The sequence below is a fragment of the Endozoicomonas sp. SESOKO3 genome, assembly GCF_024606255.1.
This window is the reverse complement of record NZ_JAHHPR010000569.1, coordinates 1-1,387: the sequence shown is the minus strand read 5'-3', so window position 1 is coordinate 1,387 and position 1,387 is coordinate 1. Positions and strand designations below refer to the sequence as shown.

General features: G+C 50.3%; 1 protein-coding gene and 1 pseudogene. Both read left to right on the top strand.

From position 1 onward, the window contains the following. Positions 1-863, top strand: an 863-nt coding sequence (locus KDK18_RS09770; protein WP_257254716.1) for an NCS2 family permease, incomplete at its 5' end; no start/stop codon positions are given. A gap of 74 nt (positions 864-937) precedes the next feature. Further along, positions 938-1,387 (top strand): annotated as a pseudogene (locus KDK18_RS09765) (tRNA (uridine(54)-C5)-methyltransferase TrmA); the annotation flags it as partial.

Genomic DNA, 1,387 nt, shown 5'->3' with positions numbered 1-1,387 from the left:
GCTTTATTGCCCTACAAAATGCAGGCATTATCGTTGGCGACCCAGCCACACTGGTAACACTGGGAGATATGACTTCCTGGGGCGCCATGATGGCATCCATTGGCTTCGCCCTGATTGTGGCTCTCTACTATCGCAATGTCACCGGCTCGGTCATGATCGGTATTCTAACCATCACCATCATCAGCCTTATTGTCGGCAAAGTAGAAATGAACGCTGTGTTTTCCATGCCTCCCAGTGTGGCCCCGACGCTTTTGCAGCTGGATATTGCCGGAGCGCTGGAAGTCGGCATGATCAGCATTATATTCTCATTCCTTTTTGTTGATCTCTTTGATACCTCTGGCACACTGGTTGCCGTAGCTCAAAAAGGTGACCTGCTGGACAAAGACGGTAAGTTCCCTCGTCTGGGCAGAGCTCTGATGGCAGATTCCATGGCCAGTATGGCGGGGGCTGGACTGGGTACTTCGACCACTACCAGCTATGTTGAAAGCACTGCCGGGATTTCTGTGGGAGGTCGGACAGGCCTGACCGCCGTGGTTGTTGGCTTACTGTTTCTGGGATGCCTGTTCCTGTCCCCTCTGGCAGCCGTAGTGCCAGCCTATGCCACCGCCCCTGCTCTGATCTTCATAGCCGTTTTGATGACGCACAGCATGTTCCAGATTAACTGGGACGATCTAACAGAAGCTGCTCCAGTGGTTATTGCAGCCGTTTCTATGCCTCTGAGTTACTCGATTACAACAGGCATTGCCTTTGGCTTTATCTCCTATACCGCCATCAAACTCCTGAGCGGCCGTGCAAAAGACCTGAATAGTGCGCTGGTTATTCTCTCCTTGTTATTCACTGTTAAACTGGTGATGTTCAATTAATGCACTGAAAATCAGTTTTCATCACTTCGAAAGCGGCCCATAATACGGGCCGTTTTTATTTATCGAAGCGCATCATGTCATTAGCCGTTGTAAAGCCTGAAAAGTACGAAGTCCAACTGACCGAGAAGGCGAACCTTACCCGAAAAGAGTTTCAGACTTTTGATGTTCCTGAACTGGAGGTTTTCAGATCCCGGCCAGAGCACTACAGAATGCGGGCAGAGTTCCGCATCTGGCATGAGGGAGAACACAGCTTCTACCGCATGTTTGATCCCGATACCCGACAACCTTTCAGCATTAATCAGTTCCCGGCAGGCTCGGAGCGTATCAATCAATTAATGATGCCGCTGATGAAAGACATCGAGCAACAAGAGGTTCTCCGAAAGAGGCTGTTCCAGCTGGAGTTTCTGACCACTCAGACCGGTGAGGCTCTGATCAGCATGCTTTACCACAAACCACTGAATGATGAGTGGAAGGCTGCAGCGGAGAAATTACAGATCTCCCACAACATTCGCATTATTGGCCGT